General features: G+C 66.9%; 21 protein-coding genes and 1 tRNA gene. 13 read left to right on the top strand and 9 right to left on the bottom strand.

Going from position 1 to position 17206, the window contains the following annotated elements:
* Window positions 1-20: 20 nt before the first annotated feature.
* Window positions 21-872: a LysR substrate-binding domain-containing protein gene (locus tag JYG32_RS31440; protein ID WP_213266199.1), complete on the bottom strand. Its 852-nt coding sequence runs from the start codon at window positions 870-872 to the stop codon at window positions 21-23.
* A 200-nt stretch (window positions 873-1072) separates the two neighbouring features.
* Between JYG32_RS31440 and JYG32_RS31435 the strand changes: the two genes are divergently transcribed.
* Genes JYG32_RS31435 through JYG32_RS31425 form a run of 3 tightly spaced genes read left to right on the top strand, consistent with a single transcriptional unit; the run spans window position 1073 to window position 2813 of the window.
* Window positions 1073-1612: a sugar ABC transporter gene (locus JYG32_RS31435; RefSeq protein ID WP_213266198.1), complete on the top strand. Its 540-nt coding sequence runs from the start codon at window positions 1073-1075 to the stop codon at window positions 1610-1612.
* Between the two features lie 13 nt (window positions 1613-1625).
* On the top strand, window positions 1626-1952 hold the full coding sequence (locus JYG32_RS31430; protein ID WP_213266197.1) for a hypothetical protein: 327 nt from the start codon (window positions 1626-1628) through the stop codon (window positions 1950-1952).
* A 3-nt stretch (window positions 1953-1955) separates the two neighbouring features.
* Window positions 1956-2813 carry an MBL fold metallo-hydrolase gene (locus tag JYG32_RS31425; protein WP_213266196.1) on the top strand — a complete coding sequence of 286 codons (858 nt, stop codon included), beginning with the start codon at window positions 1956-1958 and terminating at the stop codon, window positions 2811-2813.
* 156 nt (window positions 2814-2969) lie between these two features.
* Here JYG32_RS31425 and JYG32_RS31420 read toward each other — a convergent pair whose 3' ends face one another.
* A complete protein-coding gene (locus JYG32_RS31420; protein WP_034180648.1) occupies window positions 2970-3257 on the bottom strand; it encodes a DUF1488 domain-containing protein in 288 nt (95 codons plus the stop codon).
* Between the two features lie 243 nt (window positions 3258-3500).
* Window positions 3501-3692 (bottom strand): DUF2964 family protein, encoded by a 192-nt coding sequence (locus JYG32_RS31415; RefSeq protein WP_048243649.1) that lies wholly within the window; start codon window positions 3690-3692, stop codon window positions 3501-3503.
* Window positions 3693-4108: 416 nt separating this feature from the next.
* On the opposite strand from JYG32_RS31415, the gene JYG32_RS31410 reads away from it, so the two are divergent.
* From JYG32_RS31410 to JYG32_RS31375, 8 genes are all read left to right on the top strand, one after another.
* Window positions 4109-6013: a sigma-54-dependent Fis family transcriptional regulator gene (locus tag JYG32_RS31410; RefSeq protein ID WP_213266195.1), complete on the top strand. Its 1905-nt coding sequence runs from the start codon at window positions 4109-4111 to the stop codon at window positions 6011-6013.
* An 82-nt stretch (window positions 6014-6095) separates the two neighbouring features.
* Window positions 6096-6398, top strand: coding sequence for a 2Fe-2S iron-sulfur cluster-binding protein (locus JYG32_RS31405; RefSeq protein ID WP_213266194.1), 303 nt, complete (start codon window positions 6096-6098; stop codon window positions 6396-6398).
* Window positions 6399-6454: 56 nt separating this feature from the next.
* On the top strand, window positions 6455-6949 hold the full coding sequence (locus JYG32_RS31400; RefSeq protein ID WP_213266193.1) for an SRPBCC family protein: 495 nt from the start codon (window positions 6455-6457) through the stop codon (window positions 6947-6949).
* 92 nt (window positions 6950-7041) lie between these two features.
* A complete protein-coding gene (locus JYG32_RS31395) occupies window positions 7042-7419 on the top strand; it encodes a DUF2946 domain-containing protein (RefSeq protein ID WP_213266192.1) in 378 nt (125 codons plus the stop codon).
* Window positions 7420-7722: 303 nt separating this feature from the next.
* On the top strand, window positions 7723-8088 hold the full coding sequence (gene copC / locus JYG32_RS31390) for a copper homeostasis periplasmic binding protein CopC (protein ID WP_174378466.1): 366 nt from the start codon (window positions 7723-7725) through the stop codon (window positions 8086-8088).
* Between the two features lie 83 nt (window positions 8089-8171).
* Window positions 8172-8618, top strand: a complete 447-nt coding sequence (locus tag JYG32_RS31385) for a copper chaperone PCu(A)C (RefSeq protein WP_213266191.1) — start codon at window positions 8172-8174, stop codon at window positions 8616-8618.
* A 32-nt stretch (window positions 8619-8650) separates the two neighbouring features.
* A complete protein-coding gene (locus JYG32_RS31380; protein WP_165948044.1) occupies window positions 8651-8824 on the top strand; it encodes a hypothetical protein in 174 nt (57 codons plus the stop codon).
* A 92-nt stretch (window positions 8825-8916) separates the two neighbouring features.
* Window positions 8917-9546: a LysE family translocator gene (locus tag JYG32_RS31375; RefSeq protein ID WP_213266190.1), complete on the top strand. Its 630-nt coding sequence runs from the start codon at window positions 8917-8919 to the stop codon at window positions 9544-9546.
* A 51-nt stretch (window positions 9547-9597) separates the two neighbouring features.
* Here the strand turns inward: JYG32_RS31375 and JYG32_RS31370 are convergent, their stop codons facing one another.
* A complete protein-coding gene (locus JYG32_RS31370) occupies window positions 9598-10923 on the bottom strand; it encodes a leucine-rich repeat-containing protein kinase family protein (protein ID WP_213266189.1) in 1326 nt (441 codons plus the stop codon).
* Between the two features lie 140 nt (window positions 10924-11063).
* Between JYG32_RS31370 and JYG32_RS31365 the strand changes: the two genes are divergently transcribed.
* Window positions 11064-11148, top strand: a tRNA-Leu gene (locus JYG32_RS31365).
* Window positions 11149-11317: 169 nt separating this feature from the next.
* Here JYG32_RS31365 and JYG32_RS31360 read toward each other — a convergent pair.
* Window positions 11318-12190 (bottom strand): LysR family transcriptional regulator, encoded by an 873-nt coding sequence (locus tag JYG32_RS31360; RefSeq protein ID WP_213266188.1) that lies wholly within the window; start codon window positions 12188-12190, stop codon window positions 11318-11320.
* Window positions 12191-12329: 139 nt separating this feature from the next.
* On the opposite strand from JYG32_RS31360, the gene JYG32_RS31355 reads away from it, so the two are divergent.
* Window positions 12330-13571 carry an MFS transporter gene (locus JYG32_RS31355; RefSeq protein WP_213266187.1) on the top strand — a complete coding sequence of 414 codons (1242 nt, stop codon included), beginning with the start codon at window positions 12330-12332 and terminating at the stop codon, window positions 13569-13571.
* A 190-nt stretch (window positions 13572-13761) separates the two neighbouring features.
* Here JYG32_RS31355 and JYG32_RS31350 read toward each other — a convergent pair whose 3' ends face one another.
* The 4 genes from JYG32_RS31350 to JYG32_RS31335 form a co-directional block, all read right to left on the bottom strand.
* Window positions 13762-14568: an alpha/beta fold hydrolase gene (locus tag JYG32_RS31350; RefSeq protein ID WP_213266186.1), complete on the bottom strand. Its 807-nt coding sequence runs from the start codon at window positions 14566-14568 to the stop codon at window positions 13762-13764.
* 90 nt (window positions 14569-14658) lie between these two features.
* The gene (locus JYG32_RS31345; RefSeq protein WP_213266185.1) at window positions 14659-15876 is read right to left on the bottom strand and encodes a pyridoxal phosphate-dependent aminotransferase; all 1218 of its coding nucleotides are present in this window, start codon (window positions 15874-15876) and stop codon (window positions 14659-14661) included.
* Window positions 15873-16517 (bottom strand): RraA family protein, encoded by a 645-nt coding sequence (locus JYG32_RS31340; RefSeq protein ID WP_213266184.1) that lies wholly within the window; start codon window positions 16515-16517, stop codon window positions 15873-15875. The genes JYG32_RS31345 and JYG32_RS31340 overlap by 4 nt, the downstream gene beginning before the upstream one ends.
* Entirely contained in the window at window positions 16517-17197 is a 681-nt protein-coding gene (locus tag JYG32_RS31335) for an RraA family protein (RefSeq protein ID WP_213266183.1), read from the bottom strand. The genes JYG32_RS31340 and JYG32_RS31335 overlap by 1 nt, the downstream gene beginning before the upstream one ends.
* Window positions 17198-17206 lie beyond the last annotated feature (9 nt).

Below are 17206 nucleotides of genomic sequence, written 5' to 3'. Positions count from 1 at the left end.
GGACGACGCCGCATCACGCATCACGCATCCGCCTCCCCGAGCACCCAGCGCGCAAAGGTCTGCAGCGGCCCGTCGCCCGGATCCAGCGCTTCGGGCAGCACGAGACAGAAACGCTTGACCACGCCCCGACCGTCCGGCCAGGGCGCCGCGAGCAACCCTTGCGCAATCTCGGTGTCGACATACAGCCGCGGCACCAGCGCGACGCCGAGCCCGGCCACGGCCGCCGCGATCAGCATCGAGTAAAGATCGTAGCGCGCGCCGGCGGCCGGATTGCTCACCGGCAACCCCGTCTCCTGCACGTACGCCGACCACGCATCGGGCGTCTGGCGCTTGTGAAGGCGCGGCAGTCGGCCCAGCAACGCGTCCGGATGCCCGCCCGCGAGCAGCGACGGGTGGCACACCGGCACCAGCACCTCCTCGCATAACCGGTACGTATGCATGCCGGCCCAGGCCGGATGCTCGAAGTGAATCGCCGCATCGAATCCGCTGCCGGCCAGCACGAACGGCTCCGAGCGATCCGCGAAATGCACCGTGATGTTCGGATGCTGCGTCTGGAACCGCTTGAGCCGCGGGATCAGCCAGCGCGTCGCAAACGTCGGCGTCACGGCGATATCGACGCTGCCGCCGTCGCCGGGCTGCCCCATCATGTACTGGCTGTCGCGCTCGAGCCGGTCCAGCACTTCGCGAACCTGCGCCGCGTAGCGCGCGCCGTTCGGCGCAACCCGAACGCGGTTGCCGACACGCTCGAACAGCGCCACGCCGAGAAACGTCTCCAGCCGGCCGATCTGTCGGCTGATCGCCCCCTCCGTCAACGCCAGTTCGTCGGCAGCGCGCGCGAAGCTGCCGTGCCGCGCCGCAGCCTCGAATGCCATCAATGCCGAATTGCTCGGAATCCTGCGTCGCGTCACGATTGCTCCCGGTCCGACGGTCGTCGGGCTCAGCTTGATCAAATATCAACGAATGGTGACGAATTGTCGTTTTTCGTCGCTCTGTCGCCTGATTATCATGACAAAAACTCAACCAGTCGAGCGGCGATCGATCCCGAAGGCCGCTTGCTCCCCATGGAGGCGTGATGATCTATGTCGTTGAATGCAGCTTCGCCGACCTTGCCACCGAAGCCGAGTGGAACGATTTCTACAGCCGGATCAAACTGCCGGCGCTGATCTCCGTGTCCGGCTTCCGCACGTCGCAACGCTTTCGCGCCCTCGGCGGCGACGGCCCCGTCTACCTCGCGCTTCACACGATCGACAGCCCCGACGTGCTGACGTCGGCCGAGTATCGCGACAAGGGCGGCGGCAATTTCGCGCGCTGGCAGCCGCATATCGTCGAGTGGCGACGCAACGTGTACGACAGCGCAGCACCCGCGCCGACCGTGTCCGGCGATCAGTGGCTGGCCGTTTGCGACCACGCTGCCCCATTCTCGCGATCGGGCATTTCCGCCACCGCGATTCACGCGATCGCGCTGGACCGCCAGCCGGCCTGTCGCTGGCTGGCCGTCCTGGCGCACGATCAGACGCGGCTCGCGTCCGGGCCGTCCGACGCCGCGATCCGGCTCTACGCCCCGATGGGTGACCAACTCGTCAGCGCGCCGGCGCCGGCGTCCGCACGCTGACGGGAGCGCGACCATGCCCAGCGTCACGATTTTCATCCCCGCGGCAAGCATGCCGTCGGACGCCGCACTCGACGCGCTCTCGTCGGCCTGCGCGACCCTCTGCACCGACGTGTTGCGGGCCGCACCCGGCACGATCCATGTCGTTCATATCCCGGTCAGGCACGGCTGCGGACATCCCGTCAGCGCCGAGATCCGCTACCGCCTCGAATCATTTCGCACCACTGAGTTAATGGATCGATTCATGACCGCACTGGATCGCGAGATTCTCCGCCACACCGGATTCGTCGCACGCATCCGCTGCTTCGGCTACGACACGGCCCACCTACACGCCCGACATTGACCCATGAACGAACCGCTTCCCTGCTTCCCGTCCCGCCCGATCGGCGATTTCACTGTCACCGCGATCAGCGACGGCACGCTGACGGCCGGCCTCGACCTGCTGTCGAACATCGCGCTCGACGACGCGGCCGGCATCATGCGCCGGGCGGGCATCCACGCACCGTCCAACGTGAACATCAACTGCTACGTGATACGCGGGAACGGCCGTACCGTGCTGGTCGATGCCGGCGCCGGCGGCATCCGGAACTGGGGTGGGCGCCTGATTCCGTCGCTGTCGCAGGCCGGCATCGATGCGCGCGACATCGACACGATCCTGCTGACGCACGCACATCCCGACCACATCGGCGGCCTGCTCGACACGGGCGAGCAGCCGGCCTTTCCGGATGCGGAGGTGGTTATTCACGAACGGGAACGCGCGTTCTGGCTGGACGATGAACAGTACGATCGGGCAAATGAGCGAGCACGCGTCAATTTCCGGATCGCGCGGCACACTTTCGACGTCTATCGGGCCAGGCTGCGTACCGTCGAAGCAGGCGGCGTGCTGCCCGGCATCGTCGCCGTGCCGCTGCCGGGGCATACGCCCGGCCACACGGGCTATCGCGTCGAATCGCGTGGCGAGCGCCTGCTGATCTGGGGCGATCTCGTGCATTTCGCGCCGATTCAGGTGGCTCGCCCGGACGTCTCGATCGCGTTCGATCACGATCCGTCGCAGGCAATTGCGACGCGCGCGGCGACACTCGCCGAGGCCGCTGCGCACAACCTGCTGATTGCGGGAATGCACCTCGCCGAAACGGGCTTCGCACGCATCGCGCGAACGAGCGTCGAAACAGCCGGCGCGTATGCGATCACCGGGGCGGACTGAGTGAAACGGAACAACGGGCACGCCATCGCGCCGCACGGCGATCGGATCGACCGCGCATCATGCGGCGTCAGTCAGCGTGCAGCCGGATGAGCATGCGCCGATACGACACGGGCGCCGGTATTCGGCGCCCGCTCCGTCGCTGGCCGGTCGTCCGGTTCAACGCCAGTTCGCCTCATAGAAGCGAACGTAACCGCTGCGCAGCGTCACGCATTGCGCGCGCGTCTCCGACAGCAGGCGCCGTGCGGCCGCCTCGATGCGGTCACGGTGCTGGTCGAATGCGCCGACCATGTCCTCGAAGCGCGGCGAAGCCGCGCCGAAGTGGTCTTCCAGCGCCTCGGCGGTGATCTGACATTGGACACGCTCGCCATTGACCAGCGCCGTGAACCCAAGCATCAGGTCGCGCCCCGAATATTCAGGCTTCTCGTTCGTGAAATGGATCTGCATGGGTGAGCCGCCTCGACCGGTAGAAAACGAATGACCGCGTACGCCGTCCGCCACCGGCCGGACGAAATGTACGCGGGCTCGCCAGCGGAGGCACGGCCCGCGGGGTTATGGCGCGGACAATGCATGCTGGTTGCTTTCCACTTTAGACGGTTTCGCGCAGGAGACAAATTTTCCGGTGTGCGTCGTTCCGACGCGCATTTCATCAGATCAGCGCGGCATCCGGCACCGTTTCGGAAACAGGCATCAGTGCGGATCGGTGGGCCAGACGTTGAGCGCGACCGCGGCTGTCGTGACGCCCACCGCAATCGCGGCCGCCCCGTATCGCACCGCATCGGTCAGATCGAACAGCAAACCGTGGATCGCCACGGCAATGCCGCCCAGCATGATGAAGGTGGCGATGGCTGCCAGCACGACTCTCAGTTCCGTCCGAACCATGATGCGTCTCCCGAACGGATGCATGTCACGTCGCATGCATGTTGCGATGCGGAACACGGCGCGTGCGTGCTCCATTTCCATCATTGCATGCGGCCATTTAAAAGCAAGGGGATTTTGTTCGCGGTCGCATATCGCACGTCGCGCTTGTATGATGATGCGTACCCGGATGGTCGGCCTTCGTGCCCGATGGTGCGCCGCAAGCGGAACGTCGAAACCGTGGGTGGTTTCGGTGGATTCGGGACGGCCGGACTGGCTGATCGAGGAGCGTGGGGCCCGAGTAAGCGTTGGAGCGCTAACCGGGGCCGACCGCGAAGCATGGGATCGCAGCAAGCGCTAAAGCACTAACTGGGCCGACCGCGAAGCATGGAGTCCCAGTAAGCGCTAAAGCGCTAACTGGGACCGACAGGAGACAAGTCATGCCGCAACCCTTCGTGCTGCCCGCCACCGCGGGTCGCACCGACCTGCTCGCGCAGGCGCATGCGCGTTCGACCGCGGTCGGCCTGCGCGCACACGAGCGCCCCGATTTCTCGCCGCTGTCGCGCGTCGCGCTGCGCGAACTGCTCGACACGAATCACGCACTGTTCTCGCACGCGCGCCCGGTGATGGAGAACCTCCACGCGCAAATCGCCGATACGCAAAGCCTCGTGCTGCTGACCGACGCCGACGGCGTGATCCTGCACAGCATCGGCGACGCGGACTTCATCGAGAAAGCCAACCGCGTCGCGCTGTGTACGGGCGTGTCGTGGGCCGAAGGCGCGCGCGGCACCAACGCGATCGGCACCGCACTCGCGTCGGGCCAGGCCGTCGCCGTGCACGGCGCCGAGCATTTCCTCCACGCCAACCACATCCTCACCTGCTCGTGCGCGCCGATCTTCGATCCGTTCGGCCGCACGCTCGGCACGCTCGACGTCAGCGGCGACCCGCGCGGCTCCAGCCCGCATACGCTCGCACTCGTGCGAATGTCCGCGCAACTGATCGAGAACCACCTGTTCGCGAACCAGTGTGCGGAAGCACTGCGGCTGCGCTTTCACGCGCACGAGGAATGCGTCGACTCGCTGTTCGCCGGGCTCGTCGCGTTCGGCCCCGACGGCGGGCTGATCGCCGCGAACCGCAGCGCGCAATTCCAGCTCGGCGCGCTGTTCGACGCACTGCAGCATCAAGGCAGCGACGCGCTGTTCGGCATGCGCTTCGGCGCGCTCGCGCAGCAGGCGGCGCGCGCGCCCGGCGCGATGTTCCGCCTCACGCTGTCGACCGGCGTACGCGTACTCGCGCGCTGCGAATTCGCGGAAGCGCAGCGCACAGCCGTCGCCGTCACGCCGCCCGCACCGGCCGCGCGCGTACGCGCGCCGGACCCCGACGCGATCACGTTCGCGACGCTCGACACCGGCGACGCGCGCATGGCCGCCGTACTCGAACGCGTCGCGAAGATCCGCGGGCGCGACCTGCCGCTGCTGATCCTCGGCCAGACCGGCACCGGCAAGGAATGGCTCGCCCGCGCACTGCACCAGGCGTCGCCGCGCGCGGACGGCCCGTTCGTCGCGGTCAACTGCGCGGCGCTGCCCGATTCGCTGATCGAGGCCGAACTGTTCGGCTATGAGGACGGCGCGTTCACCGGCGCGCGCAAGCGCGGCAGCCCCGGCAAGATCGCGCAGGCCGACGGCGGCACGCTGTTTCTCGACGAGATCGGCGACATGCCGCTCGCGCAGCAGGTCAGGCTGATGCGCGTTTTGCAGGAGCGCGCGGTGATGCCGCTCGGCGGTGCGCGCGCGGTGCCGGTCGACGTGCGCGTGGTCTGCGCGACCCATCGCGACCTGCGCGCGATGATCGCGGAAGGCACGTTCCGCGAAGACCTGTTCTACCGGATCAACGGGCTCGCGGTCACGCTGCCGGCGCTCGCCGCGCGTACCGACCTGCCCGCGCTCGTCGACCGGATCCTCGCGCGGCTCGCCCGCAGCGAGCCGATGCCGCGCCGCGTCGCGGCCGACGTGCTCGGCGCGTTCACGCGCCACCGCTGGCCCGGCAACCTGCGGCAGATGACCAACGTGCTGCGCACGGCCGGCATGCTCGCCGAAGACGAAGCCGAGATCACGCTCGCGCATTTGCCCGACGATTTCTGGCTCGACTGCGACGATACGCCGGCGGCACCGGCTGCAACGGCCACGACAGCACCGGCCGACTCGCGCGAAGGAACGACGCTGCAAAGCCACCAGGCCGCGGTGATCGATGCGGTGCTCGCGCGGCACGGCGGCAACGTGTCGGCGGCCGCGCGCGAGCTCGGCCTCGCGCGCAATACCGTGTACCGGTACCTGCGCCGGCACTGATACCCGCGGCCGGCGGGCGCCGGCCGCAAGCGGCTTCGGGTATGCTTGGCGCGTTGCCGCCGAACCGCCGCCCGCTTCAGCCATGACCGATCCCGAACACCCCCACCTCGTGCGCATCGAGCCGCTCGGCACGACCTTCGATGCGCCCGATTCGCTCACGCTGCTCGAGGCTGCCGCGTTCGCGCACGTGTCGCTGCCGCGCTCGTGCCGCAACGGCACGTGCCGAAGCTGCCTTTGCCGGATCGTCAGCGGCAGCGTACGCTACTTGATCGAATGGCCTGGGCTGAGCCGCGAGGAAAAGGCCGACGGCTATACGCTGCCGTGCGTGGCCGTCGCGACGTCGGACCTCGTGCTCGACGTGCCCGACGCGGTCATGCTCGACTAGACGCGGCGTGCGGTCGCGTGCCGTCCTGCAACGATTGATCCTGCATGGAGAACGTGATGACCCAGCAAACCGATCGCATCGAAAAACAGACCCTGCTCGCGGCAGCGCCCGACCGCGTCTGGGAAGCCGTCAGCAATTCCGGGGAATTCGGCCACTGGTTCGGCGTCACGTTCGACGGCCCGTTCGCGGCCGACCAGCCGCTGTTCGGCCGCATCACGCCGACGCGCGTCGACGACGACGTCGCCAGGGCACAGGAGCCCTATGCGGGCACTGTGTTCGAAATCGTCGTCGATCGCGTCCAGCCGAAGCAACTGTTTTCGTTTCGCTGGCATCCGTTCGCAATCGATCCGAATTTCGATTACACGTCCGAGCCGATGACGCTCGTCACGTTCACGCTCGCCGCACAGGCCGGCGGCACGCTGCTGACGGTCACCGAAACGGGTTTCGACCAGTTGATCGCAGCGCGTCGCGCGAAGGCGCGCGAGATGAACGAACAGGGCTGGGCCGCGCAGATGATGCTGATCACGAAATATCTGGCGAAGCACGCATAGCGTGCCGCGATGCCGCACGCCCCTGCCGACAGGCGAATCGGCGTGCGTGGCATAATCCGCTCCATCGTCGTCCATACGCCGCCGCGCATCGCATGCTGAGTCGTCGTCTCCGGAAGATCGGCAGTCTGTTCGGGATGCTCGCCATCCTGATGACGGCGCTCGCGCCGACGATCTCGCAGGCACTGACGACGCAAGGCCGCGTCGATGCGCTGCTGGCCGGCTACTGCACGGCCGCGCCGGCCACCGGCGATCGCTCCGCCGATTCGTCGTCGAAGAGCCTGCAGGCCCACCTCCAGGCATGCGGCTACTGCAGCCTGCTTGCCCATACGCCCGCACTGCCCGCGCCCGAACTGACGTTCGCGGCCAACGTGCGCGTGATCCAGCACCATGAAGCGACCCGCTTCGAAAGCCTGCGCCGCGCGCTGCCGCTCACGGCCGCGCAGCCGCGCGCCCCTCCGTTCGCGTCCTGAACCGTCGTCATCGCGCGTGATGCCGTAGCGCATCGCGCGGCCCGCGCGCGCCGCCGGCGTGCGTGACATGTCACGTTTTCGAAGGACGATCATGTCTCACCGTATTGCGCGCGGCGTCGTGCCGTGCGTGCGGTCGGCCGCTTCCGGTTCGACCTGCCGCGCCCACCTTCGCTCGCCTGCGAACGTCCGGCCGCACACGTTCGTACCGACAGCAGCCGGCACCGGTGCCGTGGCGATGCCGCTCGCGCATCCGTCCGTCGAATCCGTGTGTCTCCATCCGAATCGCCACTCGCAAATCCAGCCATGAAAACCACCCGTTTCGCCCGCGGCGCATTCGCCGCACTCGGCTTCGTCGTCATCCAGGCTGCCCAGGCCCATGCGCTCCCGAAGACGCAGGAACCGGCCGCCGACGCCACGCTTTCGAGCGCGCCACACGCAGTCACGATCGATTTCAGCGAAGCGCTCGAGCCGGCCTTCAGCTCGATCGCCGTGACCGACAGCCACGGACAATCGGTCGCCGACGGTAAATCGACCGTCGACGCCGGCAACCGGAAGCGGATGCACGTCGCGCTTGCCAGCCTGACGGCCGGCACGTACGCGGTCGCGTGGATCGCGGTAGCCAGCGACGGCCATCGCACGAAAGGCCGCTACACGTTCACGCTGAAGTGACGCACACGATGTGCATCGGCATTCCGCACCGATCGCATTGCCCTCGATGCCCCATGCAGCACACCCCATAAGGAAAACAAACGATGAAACGCTCGATTCCGACCAGCCTGCTCCTCGCGCTGCTGGCGCTGCAAGCCCCCGCCACATTCGCCGCACCGGCCGTGCAGGCCGACAACTGCTGGATCCGCGCGATGCCGGCGACGGTACCGTCGTCCGGTTACTTCACGGTGAAGAACAACGGCGATGCGCCCGCCAGGCTGACAGGCATCGACACCCCCGCGTACGGGATGGCGATGGTGCATGAAACACAGACGAACGGCAGCACCGCGAAGATGGTTCATGTCGACGCGGTCGAGGTGCCCGCGCACGGCACCGTGACGTTCAAGCCGAAGAGCTATCACGTGATGCTGGAGCAACCGCGCCAGCCCGTCGCGCCCGGCGCGAAGGTGCCGTTCCGGCTGCATTTCGCGGACGGTTCGACGGTGTCCGCGACCTGCGACGCGAAGGCGCCGTCGTACACCGGCCAGTAACGTTGCATGCGCAACTACAGATGGAGACGAACATGAAAAACCGCCTGCCGCTGGCCGACCTGATCGTCCGCTACCGGACGCCGCTGAATGTCGCCGTGCTGATCGCCTGCGGGTTATGGGCCGCATGGATCGCGTGGATGACGCGGCCTGCCGCGATCGATACGCCGCCGTCGATCCCCGCGTACTGCATGCGCGACGCGCGCTGACGCACCGCGACGGTTCCGGCGGATGTGTGCGCCATTTTGGCGTGGCATCATCGCTTCACCCCGACCGCCGGAACCGCCTCTCGGAGCGACGCATGTCCATTCAGACCTGGATGCTGTTTGCCGCAGCCTATCTCGCAACCACGCTGTCGCCGGGCCCCAACGTGCTGCTCGTCATCCGCAACACGGTGCGCTACGGCACGCACGGCACCGCCGCGACGATCGCGGGCAACCTCGTTGCGCAGGGTGTGGTCGTGCTGCTCGTCGCGCTCGGCGTCGGCGCGGTGCTTGCCGCGATGCCGCCGCTGTTCGTCGCGATGAAGGTCGTCGGCGCCGCGTACCTGATGGTTCTGGGTGTCCGGCAACTGCGCGGCGACCGCAAGGCCGCCGGGTCGACCGGCGCAGCAGAGCTCGCCGTGCCCGACCGCAGGAAGCTGTTCCGCGAAGCGCTGTTCGTGTCGGGCAGCAATCCGAAGACGATGATCTTCCTGTCGGCGTTCATGCCGCAGTTCATCGTGCACGATCGTCCGCTCGCACTGCAGTTCGTCGTGATGTACGCGACGATCGCGTGCACCGTCGTGGTCGTTCACAGCGTCTATTCGGCCGGCGTGCGCCGGTTCCATCGCGGCTTCGGCATGAGCCGCGCGGTGCGCACGCTCAAGCGCGCCAGCGGGCTGCTGTTCGTCGGGCTCGGGATCAAGCTGCTGACGGCGCGGCAGGTTTAATAAGCGTACGCACGCCGGGCAATGGACGGCCCGGCAAGCAGCCCATCCCCCTCAGACCTTCCACCCGGCCAGCGCGTCGACAATCTCGTCGAACGACGGCCGGCTGTCGATGTCCTCGCTCACGCAAGCCGCCGCGAGCGCTTCCAGCTCACGCTCCCCAGCCCATGGGCGCGACGCGCGGTGTGCAAGCAATTCGCCAAGCAGGTGACCGAACGCGCGGACTTCCAGCCGTTCGAGCCGGGCGCCATGCCGTGCGTCGCTCGCATCGTAGAACGATGCCGCGCCGAAGTCGCCCAGCAGTGCGCCGCCGTCGCCGTCGTGCAGGATGTTGTGCGCATACAGGTCGCCATGCATGATGCCGCGCGCGTGCAGATGGCGTGTGGCCGACGCGATGCCGTGCGCGATACGCACGGCCTCCGCCGGCTCGAATCGCGCGTCGGACGCATACACGTCGCGCGTGCAGGTTGCGAAGCTCGGCGGCCCGGCAAGGTTCGCGAGCGCCGGATCGACCAGTTCCATCACGAGGCCGTGCGCGCCGTCCGGATGACCGCGCACCTTGCCGATCACCGGGATCACGTTCGGGTGGCGGCCGGCGTGCAGGCACGCGGCCATTTCACTGTCGGGCAGCCCGTCGCTCGTCACCGCGCCCTTGAACAGCTTGACCGCGACCGCCCGCGACGGATGATCGTCCGCACGCCATTGCGCGCGGTAAATGACGCCCGACGCGCCTTCGCCCAGTTTCTGTTCGCATGACAGCGATGCCCAGTCGATGTCCGCGACCTCGGGCCCGGCCGACGCCGCGGCTTCCGGTGCGGCGCTGAACGGATTGCCGGAGTACGCGAGCCACGCGAGGCGCGGCAGGCGCAGCAACCAGTCGGGCAATTCGTCCAGCCGGTTCGCCGACAGGCGCACCAGTTCGAGCGCACGGCACGCGGCCATTTCGGCAGGCAGCGTGCGCAGCCGGTTGCCCGCGAGCATCAGCTTCTGCAACCGCGAACAGTCGCCGATCTCGGCGGGCAGCACGTCGATTTCGTTGTCGGTCAGGATCAGCCAGCGCAGCGCGCGCGGCAGCGATCCGCGCGGCACCGTGCGGATCCGGTTCGCCTTGAAGCCGATCATGTCGAGTTGCGGGCATGCGCCGAGCACGTCGGGGAATGCGGTGAAGCGGTTGCCGGACGCGAACAGGATGCGCAGGCGATGCAGCCGCGGCAGGTCGTCCGGCAGCGCGGACAGCGCATTGCCGGTCAGGTCGAGCACTTCGAGCGTGTCGGCGAGATCGAAGATCTCGCGCGGAAATTCGGTCAGCCCGCACGCGAGCTTCAGTTGCCGGGCGCCCGACAGTTGTCCGGCCTGCAGTTGTTCGAGGGTGGTGGTCACGGTGGAAAGCGGGTAGCCATAGCGATGGTCGTCGGACCGGTCGCCAGAATTCTACCGGGATCGCTCTCACGCACACCGCAATCGTGTCATACCCCCTTCACAAACGCGCAATGTGACGCTAGAATTGCGCCCCTTGCAGTGCCGACGTGGTGAAATTGGTAGACACGCTATCTTGAGGGGGTAGTGGCGAAAGCTGTGCGAGTTCGAGTCTCGCCGTCGGCACCAGATGCGGTTTCACCGCGTTTCGAGCATGTCCAAAAACCCGCGACAGCGCATGGCTTCGCGGGTTTTTTGTTTGTATCGCGCTCGACGACACGATACCAATGCAATCCCGGCGCGCACCGGGAAATTCATGCTTGGGACGGATCTGCCCCAAGCACCTCAGCACACGCCGCTAGGCCAGCAAAAGAAAATTGCGAACGACCGCCGACGGCTCGTCGCATCGCGACGCAATGGCCAGCCTTGCACGAAGCGCATTACCTGCGAACGGCCGATAGACGACTCCGGCAACCTGCACCTGCGTAATCGCCTTCGGCACGACGGACACGCCCAGCCCGGCAGCGACCAGCGTCACCGCGGACGTGATTTGCGGCGCGGGTTGCGCCATCCGCGGCTCGAATCCGGCGGCATGGCATGCGGCGACGATGTCGTCGAACAGCGCGCTGCCGGCTTCCCGCGGCACCTGCACGAACGACTCGTCGGCCAGCTCCGCCAGATCGATGCGCCGACGCTGCGCCAGCCGATGCGCAACGGGCAACGCGACAAACATCGGCTCCTCGTCCCAGTCGAACACCCGCAACGTCGCGGCGACCCGGCGTTCCGGCCGCACGATCGCGACGTCGAGATGTCCCGCATCCAGCGCCTCCAGCAGGACGCGCGACGTCGCCTCCTGCAACGTCAGCTCGGCCTCCGGAAACGCCTCCCGAAAGCGGCGAATCAAATCCGACACTTTCGAATTGAACGCCGCCGTCCCGGTGAAGCCCACCCGCAGATGTCCGGTTTCCCCGCGTGCGGCCCGCCTTGCCGCCCGTGCCGCACGCTCGGCATCGTCGAGCACGCGGCGCGCCTCGTGCGCAAAGACCTCGCCCGCCAGCGTCAGTTCGGCGCCGCGCGCGGTCCGCTTGAACAGTTCCACGCCGAGTTCGCTCTCGAGCGCCTTGATCTGCTGGCTCAACGGCGGCTGCCCGATGCCGAGCGTTTCGGCGGCCTTGGTGAAATTCGACGTGGCCGCCACGGCCAGAAAGTATCGGAGATGTCGGAGTTCCATTCGCCAGGTGACCTCACGGTGAGTCGGGCTGGCTCGTCAGCCAGTGGTAAAACATATCGCTTCGGTTTCTTTCATATATTGGACATATGCATGACGGTGCGCAAGAATTCATGCATTCCGTCGCACATCGAGTGCATCCATGTCCTCTCCTTCGATTTCCCGATCCATGCCTGGAACGCAAACAGCCGCGCCCGACGCGCTGCCTGCCGGCGTTTCCCCACGCTCGGCCGCGTACAAGCGCATCGCGCTGGCGCTCTTCCTTGCGGGCTTTTCCACCTTCTCGCTGCTGTACTGCGTCCAGCCGCTGCTTCCCGCGTTCGCACGGGAGTTCGGGCTGGGCGCGGCATCGAGTTCGCTCTCGCTGTCGCTGTCGACCGGGATGCTGGCGGTTTCCATTTTGTGCGCGGGCGCACTGTCCGAACGCGTCGGGCGACGCGGGCTTATGTTCGCGTCGATGACGCTGGCCGCCCTGTTCAATGTGCTCGCCGCGCTTTCGCCGAGCTGGAACCTGCTGCTGGTCTGGCGTGCGCTCGAAGGTTTCGCGCTGGGCGGCGTCCCGGCGGTCGCGATGGCTTATCTCGCCGAAGAAATCGCGTCCGAGGGGCTGGGTTTCTCGATGGGGCTTTATGTCGGCGGGACCGCGTTCGGCGGCATGATCGGACGAATCGGCATGAGCGCGCTGGAAGAGCACTTCTCGTGGCGAACGGCGATGCTGACGATCGGCGTCGTCGATCTCGTCGCGGCGGTCGCCTTCGTGATGCTGCTGCCGCCATCGCGGCGCTTCGTGAAGCGCACCGATCTGACGCTGCGCCACCATTTTCGGCTGTGGAACGCGCAACTGCATCACGCCCGGCTCCCGTTCGTTTTCGCGATCGGCTTCCTGGTGATGGGCGCGTTCGTGACGATATACAACTATGCGGGGTTCCGGCTCACGGCGGCCCCTTTCAACCTGAGCTCGACCGAGTGCGGCCTGATCTTCGGCGCCTACCTGTTCGGGATGGTGTCGTCATCGAGCGCCGGCGCGCTCGCCGATCGCCTCGGGCGGGCCCCGGTGCTTGTCAGCGGCATGCTCGTATTCGCGGCGGGCCTTGCGCTGACGCTGTCGCACTCGCTCGTCGCGATCGTCGTCGGCATCGTGCTCGTCACGATCGGCTTCTTCGTCGCCCATGCGGTCGCAAGCGGCTGGGTCGGCTACCTCGCGGGATCCGCGAAGGGGCACGCCGCTTCGCTGTACCTGCTTGCCTACTATCTCGGGTCGAGCGTGCTCGGTTCGGTCGGCGGGTCGTTCTGGCAACACGGCGCATGGGCGAGCGTCGCCGCGTATGTCGCGGTGCTGCTCGTGCTCGGGCTGCTGGCTGCACGTCGATTGACCCGCGTGTAACGGGCGCGGCGGGCGTCCCGCGCTTTTCGGTCACTTGCCGCCAGCTTCAAGCACGTTCAGCGTGAGTGCGAGCGATGGAATCTCCATAGCAGTCCCAAACATTGTTCTGTTGTGTCATCTCGTCGTGCGTTGCACGTTGCCGAGATGCGTTTGTCAGTTGACGGCCCGTGCGCGTTGCTCGCCGCTCGCGTCAACCTCCGTTCGCATGGAAGCCGGCGATGGCTTCCCACATCAGCACCGGGTTCGAATACATCGGGAAATGCCCGCAATCCGAAATTTCAGACAACACGACGCCCTGTTCCTCGACGGCGCTCAGGTACGAGAGCGACGCATTCTGCTCGCCGTACATGAACATCCGCGGGCACGGCAGCCCGAGAAATTTGCGCATCAGGTCGCCGTTGTCGGACAGTTCGACCATCGAGCGGAAGATGCCGCCGACGGCTTCCGCGCGCACCTTGTGACGCAGGCTGGCGGCGTACAGCGCGCTCGCATACGCAGGTGCGCGACGGGTTCGCTCGATGAAATCGTCGAAGAAGCGCTCGGCGCTGTCGCGCGGATGGTCGACGATCTGGCGGCTCAGGAAACAATCTTCAGGTGCGATGTTCCCTTCGATGTCGACAAAGCTGAGCACCCGCTCCGGATGCCGGTGTGCGAGCATCAGCGCCGTCAGCCCGCCCATCGAATGTCCGACGAGGTGGAATCGCTCGAAGCCCATGCGGTCGATCACGTTCAACGCGGTGTCGACGAGGAACGGAATCGAGATCCTCGACAGATCCGTACACTGCGTTTCCCCGCAGCCCGGCGCGTCATAGGCGACGAAAGGCCGACCGTCGAATGCGCGATGGCGGACGATGTCCGCGTAGTCGTCCTTCGTCGAGCCGAAGCCGTGAAGGAACACGATCGGCGCCTTGTCGCCGCCGCGATAAATGGCCGAAACATCCAGTGCGGTGTCGTCAACCGAGAACGAAAACCGCGACCGGGAAAATTCATCACTCATCGTCTTGATTCCCGAGTAAAGACGGGGTCGCGTCGACGTCGACGCGATGCGGTCGGTCGACGTCGAACAGCCAGCCCCGGACAACGACGCTCAGCCCGCCAGCGCCCGGCAGAAGTCCTTGGTGGCCACGCACGCGTGCAGCAACGACTGGTCGTCCAGTGCGTATGCGATACGGATATACGGGCCCAACCCGAACGCGCTGCCGTGTACGGTCGCGACGCCGGCTTCATCGAGCAACGCATTCGCCACGTCCTCGTCGCTCGCCAGGGACGTGCCGGCGCGTGTCGTCTTGCCGATCAGCGCAGCGCACGACGCGAACGCATAGAACGCACCCTGCGGGACCTCGCACCGCAACCCCGGCGCCTGGTTGAGTTGCTCGACGACAAGATCGCGCCGGCGCTGAAATGCGACGCGCGAGTGCACGATGAAATCCTGCGGCCCGGTCAGCGCGGCCAGCGCGGCGTGCTGCGAAATCGTCGACGCGCCGGATGTTTGCTGCCCCTGAAGCTTCTCCATCGCATCGATCAGCCAGCGCGGCCCGGTACCGAAACCGATGCGCCAGCCCGTCATCGCGTAGGCCTTGGACACGCCGTTCATTGTCAGCACACGTTCGCGCAGGCGCGGCTCGACCTGCGCGATCGTGAAGAATTCGATGCCGTCGAAAATCAGGTGCTCGTAGATATCGTCGGACAGCACCAGCACATGCGGATGCACGAGCAGAACATCGGCGAGTGCCTGCAGTTCCGTGCGGCTGTACACGGCTCCCGTCGGATTGGACGGCGAGTTCAGGATCAGCCACCGCGTGCGCGGCGTGATTGCCGCTTGCAGCGCGGCCGGCGTGAGCTTGAAGCCGCTTTCCGCGCCGCAGGCGACGGTGACGGATCTGCCGCCGCAAAGCTGCACGATCTCCGGATAGCTCACCCAGTACGGCGCCGGCACGACGACTTCGTCGCCTTCGTTCAAGGTCGCGGCCAGCGCATTGAAGATCACCTGCTTGCCGCCGCTGCAAACGAGCGTGTCGCGCCAATCCACGTCGAGCCCGTTCTCGCGCTGAAACTTGACGGCGATCGCTTCGCGCAACGCGCGCAGGCCTGCCACCTGTGCATAGCGTGTGTGGCCCGCACGGATCGCCGCGATGCCGGCCTCGCGCACGTGCTCGGGCGTGTCGAAGTCCGGCTCGCCGGCACTCAGCGAAATCACCGCGGCACCGCTGGCGCGCCGTGCGGCCACGCGGTCCATCACCCTGTAGGTGTCCGACGGGCGGGCCGCAGCCAGGAAGCGGTTCAGCGTATCGATCGGCGCGTTCATTGCGCAGCCCTCCAGTGGGTCAGCCCCATCAGTTCCAGCGTGCTGCGACCTGCACGCAAGGATTCCATCATCCGTGCCTCCTTGTCGGCACGCGCCTGCCCGTCGGCCAGCGTCCGTTCGACGTGGGCCGCCGGGATCACGACGACCCCGTCGTCGTCCCCCACGACCAGATCGCCGACCGCCACCGGCGTGCCGGCAAAGCTGATCGGCTGCCCGACCGAAGGCGCGCTCGCCTTGATCGTGCCGCGCATCGAGACGCCACGCGTAAACACCGGGAAGCGCCGCGCAACCAGCGCCGCGATGTCGCGCACGCCGCCGTCGATCACGAGCCCCACGACGCCGGCCGCTTCGGCCGCCACCGTCAGCACTTCGCCCCAGTAGCCCGACACGAAGCCGCCGGTCGATACGACGAGCACGCTGCCGCGCGGCACCTGCTCCATCGCGATGTGGATCGACAAGTTGTCGCCCGGCGAACATTCGAGCGAATACGCCGCGCCGGCGACCGACGCGCCCGGCCATACCGTGCGAATCGCGGGATCGACCGAACTGGTGGCAAGGCCGGACGCTTCGTAAAGCGTGGAAGTCCCGAGCGTACGGGCCCGGTCGAGCAGTTCCGCGCGGTAGGGGTTGATCGTGGACATCAGGCTTTCCTTTGGAGCGTGTGATAGCCGAGCGCGGCGCGCGCTTCGCCGAGCGTCTTGCCGAGTGCGAGCTGTTCGCGAATGCGCGATTCTGTTTCTTCGATCCGGCGAGCGACTTCGGCCACTTCGCGTGCACGGCCGCGCGGCACGATGACGACGCCGTTGGCATCCGCGACGACGATGTCGCGCGCCGCCACGCGCACGGTGCCGATCCCGACCGTGGCATTCACCGCTTCGACCTGCACGCGATCCTTGCCGGTACGCATGAAGCGCCCTGCCGTGAACAGCGGGTAGTGGTCGCCCAGTGCCTTGTTCACGTCGCGGCAGACGCCGTCGATCACGGTGCCGGCGATACCGCGCAGCCCAGCGTACTGGGTCATGATGTCGCCCCACACGGTGCAGTCGGTACGGCCGTCGTTATCGATCACGATCACATCGCCCGGCGCGACGTCGTCGATAAAGTCGCCGACCGTGCCGGGCGGCACGCTGGCCGGCACGTACTTGACCGTGAATGCGGGGCCGACGACGACTGTCGCGTAGTCGGTCAACGGCATGACGCCCAGCGCCTGCCCGTGCAGGCCCAGCTTGTCCATGGCATCCGAGACACCGGGCGTATCGAGGCCGTCGAACAGCGAGACCAGTTCCCGGTCGTCCGCGTCCGCCCTGCGTGGATTCGTCATATCAAATGC

The organism is Burkholderia pyrrocinia (genome assembly GCF_018417535.1).
Taxonomy (GTDB): Bacteria; Pseudomonadota; Gammaproteobacteria; order Burkholderiales; family Burkholderiaceae; genus Burkholderia; species Burkholderia pyrrocinia_E.
Note: the sequence above shows the minus strand (reverse complement) of the source record. Positions and strands in the feature narration are given on the sequence as shown.